This window comes from Pseudomonas sp. 1D4 (assembly GCF_001728925.1).
Lineage (GTDB): Bacteria > Pseudomonadota > Gammaproteobacteria > Pseudomonadales > Pseudomonadaceae > Metapseudomonas > Metapseudomonas otitidis.
The window spans coordinates 1-7,141 of the sequence record NZ_LXJQ01000093.1; the positions used below are offsets into that span (position 1 = coordinate 1).

At 67.7% G+C, this 7,141-nt stretch carries 6 protein-coding genes; 5 read left to right on the forward strand and 1 reads right to left on the reverse strand.

The features are described 5' to 3' along the window. Nucleotides 1-786: 786 nt before the first annotated feature. The 4 genes from A7D27_RS26270 to A7D27_RS26285 all read left to right on the forward strand — a co-directional run bounded on the left by A7D27_RS26270 (nucleotide 787) and on the right by A7D27_RS26285 (nucleotide 5,579). Nucleotides 787-2,838 carry a TonB-dependent receptor gene (locus tag A7D27_RS26270; protein WP_069566609.1) on the forward strand — a complete coding sequence of 684 codons (2,052 nt, stop codon included), beginning with the start codon at nucleotides 787-789 and terminating at the stop codon, nucleotides 2,836-2,838. Nucleotides 2,839-2,967: 129 nt separating this feature from the next. Beyond that, nucleotides 2,968-3,534 (forward strand): 2OG-Fe(II) oxygenase, encoded by a 567-nt coding sequence (locus tag A7D27_RS26275; protein ID WP_044407302.1) that lies wholly within the window; start codon nucleotides 2,968-2,970, stop codon nucleotides 3,532-3,534. Nucleotides 3,535-3,664: 130 nt separating this feature from the next. After that, a complete protein-coding gene (locus tag A7D27_RS26280; protein ID WP_069566610.1) occupies nucleotides 3,665-4,549 on the forward strand; it encodes a LysR substrate-binding domain-containing protein in 885 nt (294 codons plus the stop codon). A gap of 190 nt (nucleotides 4,550-4,739) precedes the next feature. Further along, nucleotides 4,740-5,579 (forward strand): bifunctional allantoicase/(S)-ureidoglycine aminohydrolase, encoded by an 840-nt coding sequence (locus A7D27_RS26285; protein WP_256557221.1) that lies wholly within the window; start codon nucleotides 4,740-4,742, stop codon nucleotides 5,577-5,579. Nucleotides 5,580-6,179: 600 nt separating this feature from the next. Here A7D27_RS26285 and A7D27_RS26290 read toward each other — a convergent pair. Beyond that, the gene (locus A7D27_RS26290) at nucleotides 6,180-6,686 is read right to left on the reverse strand and encodes a DUF2938 domain-containing protein (RefSeq protein ID WP_069566612.1); all 507 of its coding nucleotides are present in this window, start codon (nucleotides 6,684-6,686) and stop codon (nucleotides 6,180-6,182) included. Nucleotides 6,687-6,757: 71 nt separating this feature from the next. On the opposite strand from A7D27_RS26290, the gene A7D27_RS26295 reads away from it, so the two are divergent. Continuing rightward, nucleotides 6,758-7,141: helix-turn-helix domain-containing protein (locus A7D27_RS26295; protein WP_069566613.1), on the forward strand; the 384-nt coding region annotated here is incomplete at its 3' end.

A 7,141-nucleotide genomic window follows, 5' to 3' on the forward strand; every position in this document is an offset into this window, starting at 1 on the left:
GGGCGATGCGGTTCGCACAGCTCACCGCATCCTACGGACCCGCCCGTGGGGTCACCGGCGTTGCATGGGGCAACAGAATCGAGGCATGGCGGCAAACGTAGGATGGGCTGAGCTGTGCGAAGCCCATCATTACCCGAGCGCCGGGGGGCGATGCGGTTCGCACAGCTCACCGCATCCTACGGACCCGCCCGTGGGGTCACCGGCGTTGCATGGGGCAACAGCCCGCTCCACCCTCGAATCGGGGCATGACGGCAAACGTAGGATGGGCTGAGCGGTGCAAAGCCCATCATTGCCCGAGCGCCGGAGTCGATGCGGTTCGCACAGCTCACCGCATCCTACGGACCCGCCCGTGGGGTCACCGGCGTTGCATGGGGCAACAGCCCGCTCCACCCTCGAATCGAGGCATGGCGGCAAACGTAGGATGGGCTGAGCTGTGCGAAGCCCATCATTGCCCAAGCGCCGGGGGGCGATGCGGTTCGCACAGCTCACCGCATCCTACGGACCCGCCCGTGGGGTGGATGGCGCTCTTCCCATCCACCGGCCGGCGTCGGATGCGGCACAGCGGTGGAACGATGAAGCCCGTTCCACCCGACGGGCCGAAGCGCCGGGGATGACGCGAAAAAACGTTACGGTATAACATCTTCACCCCCTGACCCCGGCACGGAGACATGAGCGGTTCCGTGCAGCCCCTCCCCGCCCTGTCGACCGGCCTTGCGCCGCGTCGGGCTGGCTGCCGTCCCGCTCACCTGCCGGGGCGCCCTCCCGACCCGGTTGCAAGGACACACGATGAAGAACGAGCTTGCCCCCCTGGCCATGCTGGCCGCCCTGGCAGGTGGCGCCGAAGCGGCGCCCGCTGGCGAATCCACCCTGACCCTCGGCGAAGTCCGGGTGGACTCCTCCTCCGGGCGCCCCCTGCAGACCGGCAGCAGCGTGCTGACCTCGGTGGACGTGCTGGGCGCCGACAAGGTGGAGGAAAAGAACGTGATGAACAGTTGGGAGCTGCTGGGGCAGATGCCCGGCATCCAGCTGACCGAGACCCGCCAGGGCGCCGAATCGGGCAAGGCCACCTTCCGCGCCTTCAACGGCGAGGGCTACATCAACGGCATCAAGACGTTGATCGACGGCGTACCGAGCAACGTCAACAGCGGCAACCAGCGCTTCATCGACATGGTCTTCCCCCTCGACATCGACTACATCGAGGTGGTGCGCGGCACCAACGACCCGCGCTACGGCCTGCACAACATCGGCGGCAACATCAACTTCGTCACCCGCCAGGGCGGCAACTACAGCGACGGCCGGCTGACCTACGGCAGCTTCAACACCCGCGAACTGCAGGTGGCCGTGGGCCGCGAGTCGGGCAACTTCGCGCAGAACTACTTCTTCGCCAAGCAGGACTCGGACGGCTTCCGCGACCACGCCAAATCGGACAAATACTCCCTCGGCGCCAAGTGGTTCTTCACCGACGACGAGGGCCTGCTCAAGGTCGGCCTGGTGACCCGCCTCTACCACCACGAGGCCGACGAGCCGGGCTTCCTCACCCGCCAGGAACTCAAGGCCAGCCGCACCGACTCCGCCGCGAAGAACGCCAACGACGGCGACGACCGCGACATGAAGCAGGTGGCGCTGCACCTGGACTGGCAACTGCGCGACGACCTGAGCCTGAGCAACACGCTCTACCACAACCGCTACGAGGACGACCGCAAGGTCACCTTCACCTCCTACGCCGTGGGCAACGCACCGCGCCAGCGCCGCCAGTGGGACGAGCGCCAGACCGGCCTGCTGAGCAACCTCACCTGGGCCAGCACCGACTGGCTGACCCTGGACGGCGGTATCAACCTCGAACACCAGGACAACGAGTACCGTCGTTACCGCTACAGCTACAGCGTGCCGACGGACTTCGACGCCCCGCCGGCGCGCATCCAGAACGACGACGCCTACACCCTGGATAACTTCGGCACCTACGTGCAGGCGGTGATCCAGCCCACCGAGCAGTTGAAGATCATCCCGGCGTACCGCCTGGACCGCTTCTCCGGCGAAACCGAACTGCCCGGCGGCATCAAGGCCGACCTGCAGGACTACGGCTGGATCCGCCAGCCCAAGCTGAGCGTGGTCTACAGCCTCACGCCGGACCTGAACGTCTATGCCAACTGGGGCCGCACCTTCCAGATCCTCACCGGCTCCCGCGAGCCGGCCTACCTCACCGCCGGGCAGAAGGCCTTCAAGCCCTCCATCAACACCGGCAAGGAAGTGGGCGTGCGATTCAACCCGGTCAACGGCACCGAAACGCGCATCGCCCTGTGGCAGCAGGATGCCACCGACGAAGTGGCCAACATGCCCAGCACCGGCACCACCGTCGGCCTCGGCAAGACCCGCCGGCGCGGCGTCGACCTGCAGCTGACCGCCGAACTCGACGAGCACTGGAGCCTCTGGGCCTCCCACTCGATCCAGGAGGCCAAGGTGGTCAGCGCCTTCACCGCCAGCGGCCAGTCCCTGGCGGGCAAGGAGGTGTTCTCCACCCCGCGCCACATCTCCAACCTGGGCGCGGACTACCGGCTCAACGACGACTGGCGCTTCGGCCTGCAGGCCCGCGCCCAGGGCGACTACTACATCGACGAGCTGAACCAGCAGGGCAAGTACGGCGGCTACGCGCTGCTGGACGCCAGCGTGAACTACCGGCTGAGCCCCACCACCAGCCTCGACCTGCAGGTGAAGAACCTCACCGACCGCCAGTACGAATACGTCTGGTACGACAACTTCTTCTGGGGCGGTGATGACCAGCCGATGTTCTCCCCCGCACCGGGGCGCACCGCCTACCTGTCGCTGAACCTGAAGCTGTAGCCCCGAGCGGGCGTGGCAGCCACCCTGCCACGCCCGCGAACCCCATCCCACCGGGCGCAAACGCTCCTCGACAGCCCACCCGGCGCGGCCGTAGCATCCGGCCTTTCCCACGAAACCACGGACCGGATCATGGAAAAGACCGACCTGGGCGGTATGCGCTTTCTCATCCACGGCTTCCTCAGCCCCGACGAATGCCAGGGCCACATCCACGCCAGCGAAGCCCTGGGCTACGAAGAAGCCGCCATCCAGACCCGCGACGGCGGCCAGGCGATGAACAAGGCCATCCGCAACAACGACCGCATCCTCTTCGACGACCCGGCCCTGGCCCAGCGCCTGCTGGAACGGGCACGCCCCTGGCTGCCCGACTGCCTGGACAACGAGTGGCAACTGGTGGGCCTGAACGAACGCTTCCGCTTCTACCGCTACACCCCGGAGCAGTACTTCAAATGGCACCGGGACGGCGCCTTCCAGCGCAGCCCCAGCGAGATCAGCCAACTGACCCTGCTCATCTACCTCAACGACAACTACCAGGGCGGTGCCACCCAACTGCGCGACGAAGCCGACATCCGCCCCGAGACCGGCATGGCCCTGGTCTTCCCCCACCGCGTGATGCACCAGGGCTCGCCGATAGCGGCCGGGGTGAAGTACGTGCTGCGAACCGATGTGATGTACCGGCGGATAGAGGCCGGGGCCTGACAGCGCCTGCTGTGCCAGTGGCCCCAAGGAAGCTTGAGCATCGGTGCATAGCCGCCTCAGTGACGATGTTTGCCCCCTCCCCCCCGAGCTGCTACAAGCCTTCATCCCCATTTGAAAGACGAATACTCCCATGGACCACAGTGACAGATCGAATAACCGCCTGTTCGAGCTGGACCTGCTGCGGGCGCTGGTGGCGGTGGCCGATTGCGGCAGTTTCACCAGTGCCGCCGGGCGTCTCAGCTCCACGCAGTCGACGGTGAGTCAGAAGGTCCGGCGGCTGGAGGAGCTTGCCGGGCACCGGTTGCTGGAGCGCGGTAACCGCGATGTGCTGCCCACCGATGCCGGGGAGACGCTGCTGGCCTATGCCCGGCGCATGCTGGCGCTGAACGATGAACTGCACGAGGCGCTGGCCGGGGCGCGGGTGTCGCTGACGGTGCGCATCGGCGTGCCGGATGACTTCGCCGCCGGCAGCACCACCCGCCATCTGGCGGTGTTCAACCACCACTTTCCCCAGGCCAAGCTGGAGGTCACCAGCGGGCTGAGCCGCGACCTGGCCGCCAGCTATGACCGTGGCGAGCTGGACCTGGTGCTGATCAAGCAGCGCCGCAACAGCCGCGACGCCGTCGCCCGCTGGCCGGAGAAGACCCGCTGGGTGGACAGCGCGCGCACCCCGGCGGCCCACCTGGACCCGCTGCCCATCGTCACCTTCCCGCCGCGCGGGCTGTACCGCGACGAGATGATCAGCACCCTGGAAGCGGCCGGCCGGCGCTGGCGCATCAGCTTCACCAGCTCCAGCCTGAGCGGCATCCAGGCTGCCATCGCCGATGGCATGGGCGTCGGCCTGCTGCCGGCGCGGGCGGTGACGGCCGACCACGCGGTGTTGCCGAAGAAGATGGGGCTGCAGCCGCTGGACCTGTTCGAGGTGGCACTGCTACACCGCCCCAGCGCCGGGCCGGTGATCAAGGCGCTGGCCGAGTCCCTGTGCCGCCTGCTGGACGAGGAGCGCCAGCGTTGAGGTCGCGCATCGCATTCGATAACCGAATGTGACCCATCCCGATATTTAATTTGTGGATGCAAAGGCGGCTGGATATCGTGGATTCCGCCCCGCGCACCTGCGACCCGTCCGGTTGCGGCTGCGCCCATGCGACGCCAGCGTCTGCCTCATGGCCACTGGCGGGGCGCCGAATACCCACAGGAGACTTTTCGTGTCCAAGAAGCCTTTCTATTTCGCCCCCCACGGCGGTCACCCGGCCCAGACCGAGCTGCTGACCGACCGTGCGATGTTCACCGAAGCCTACGCCGTGATCCCCAAAGGGGTGATGCGTGACATCGTCACCAGCCACCTGCCCTTCTGGGACGACATGCGCATGTGGGTCATCGCCCGCCCGCTGTCCGGTTTCGCCGAGACCTTCTCCCAGTACATCGTCGAGCTGGCGCCCAACGGCGGCAGCGACAAGCCCGAACTGGACCCGAACGCCGAGGCGGTGCTGTTCGTCGTCGAAGGCGAGCTGACCCTGACCCTGCAGGGCCAGGTACACAACATGCAGCCGGGCGGCTATGCGTTCATTCCGCCGGGCGCCGACCACAAGGTGCGCAACACCTCCGGCCAGCACACCCGCTTCCACTGGATCCGCAAGCACTACCAGCGCGTTGACGGCGTGCCACTGCCGGAAGCCTTCGTCACCAACGAGCAGGACATCGAGCCGAAGGTGATGCCGGACACCGAAGGCCGCTGGAGCACCACCCGCTTCGTGGACATCAGCGACATGCGCCACGACATGCACGTGAACATCGTCAACTTCGAGCCGGGCGGCGTGATCCCCTTCGCCGAGACCCACGTGATGGAACACGGCCTCTACGTGCTGGAAGGCAAGGCGGTGTACCGCCTGAACCAGGACTGGGTCGAGGTGGAAGCCGGCGACTTCATGTGGCTGCGCGCCTTCTGCCCGCAGGCCTGCTACTCCGGTGGCCCGGGTCGCTTCCGCTACCTGCTGTACAAGGATGTGAACCGCCACATGCGCCTGACCCTCAACCAGGCCCATTGATCCAGACGACGGGAGCCCAGCGCTCCCGTCGTCGTTTCTACGGTGCCGCAAAGGGTCCGTAGCCTGGGCTTCAGCCCAGGGATGCGCCGATGGACCCCGGCCCCGGGCTGAAGCCCGGGCTACGGTGGCTGCCGAACCTCGGAGCAGCAGCGCTTCGCGAGCAGAGCTCGCTCCTACAGGGCTCGGATGGCCTGATCTCCCGGCGTCGTTTCTGCGGTATCGCAAAGGCTCCGTAGCCTGGGCTTCAGCCCAGGGATGCTTCGGTGAACTCCGGCCCCGGGCTGAAGCCCGGCTACGGTGGCTGCCGAACCTCGGAGCAGCAGCGCTTCGCGAGCAGGGCTCGCTCCTACAGGGCTCGGATGGCCTGATCTCCCGGCGTCGTTTCTGCGGTGCCGCAAAGACCCCGTAGCCTGGGCTTCAGCCCAGGGATGCGTCGATGGACCCCGGCCCCGGGCTGAAGCCCGGGCTACGGTCACAATCACCCGAGTGGTGCTGGAAAGCACCGACCTGGTGGCCATGCTCTGGCACGAGCGCGTGCACTGCGGCCCGGCCCGCCAGTGGCTGCGGGAGCAGATCGTCAGCGCCCTGTGAGCCAGCCGCTCAGCCCGCGCAGTTCATCCACCCCCAGGCCATGCCCAGGGCCGCCAGGTACAGGCCCAGGCCGAACACCAGGTGCGTGCGCAGGCTGCGCAGCCGCGCCTTGAGCGGCTCCGGGGTGCGGGCGGCGGCGATGCCGAGCCCGAAGGCCGGCTGCATCACCAGGAAGGGCGCCGCCACGCTCAGCAGCCCGAACGCCAGCGCCGGCCACAGGCTTGGCCGGCACAGCCAGGCAGGCCCGGCAAGCGCCACCAGCAACGCGGCGAAGCCGATGCCGATCAGGTAGTGGCAGGTCCAGCCCAGCACGCGCTCGCCGCGCACCGGCGCGGCACGGCCGATGCCGGCGTGGCGGAAGCGCCCTCGGGGCATGTGCCCGACCCAGCGACCCACCAGGGCGTAGTCCAGCCCGGCGTTGCCGGTCAGACGGCGCAGCAGCCAGCCCCACAGGTCCATCACCAGGGTCGCGCCCACGCCGATCCCCACCACCGCTACCACCGTCTCACCATTCATGCTTAGCTCCTCCACTGTCACGGAACGCCCGTGGAATCAGGCTGCCAGTTCAAGTCGACTTGAGGTCAAGCATGAAAGAGATGGACATCACCCAGGTGGCGAGAAACTCCGGCCTGCCGGCCTCGACGCTGCGCTACTACGAGGAGAAGGGGCTGATCCGCTCCATCGGCCGCGCCGGCATGAAGCGGGTGTTCAACGCCGACGTGCTGGAGCGGCTGGCGCTGATCGCCATGGGTCGGGCGGCGGGGTTCTCGCTGGACGACATCGGCGCCCTGCTCGGCAGCACACGGCAACCGACCCTGGACCGCCAGCGCCTGGCGCAACAGGCCGACGCGCTGGACGCGACCATCCGCCAGTTGTCGGCGATCCGCGACAGCCTGCGCCACGCGGTGGACTGCCCGGCGGAGGACCACCTGGCCTGCCCCACCTTCCAGCGCCTGATGAAAGTGGCGGCC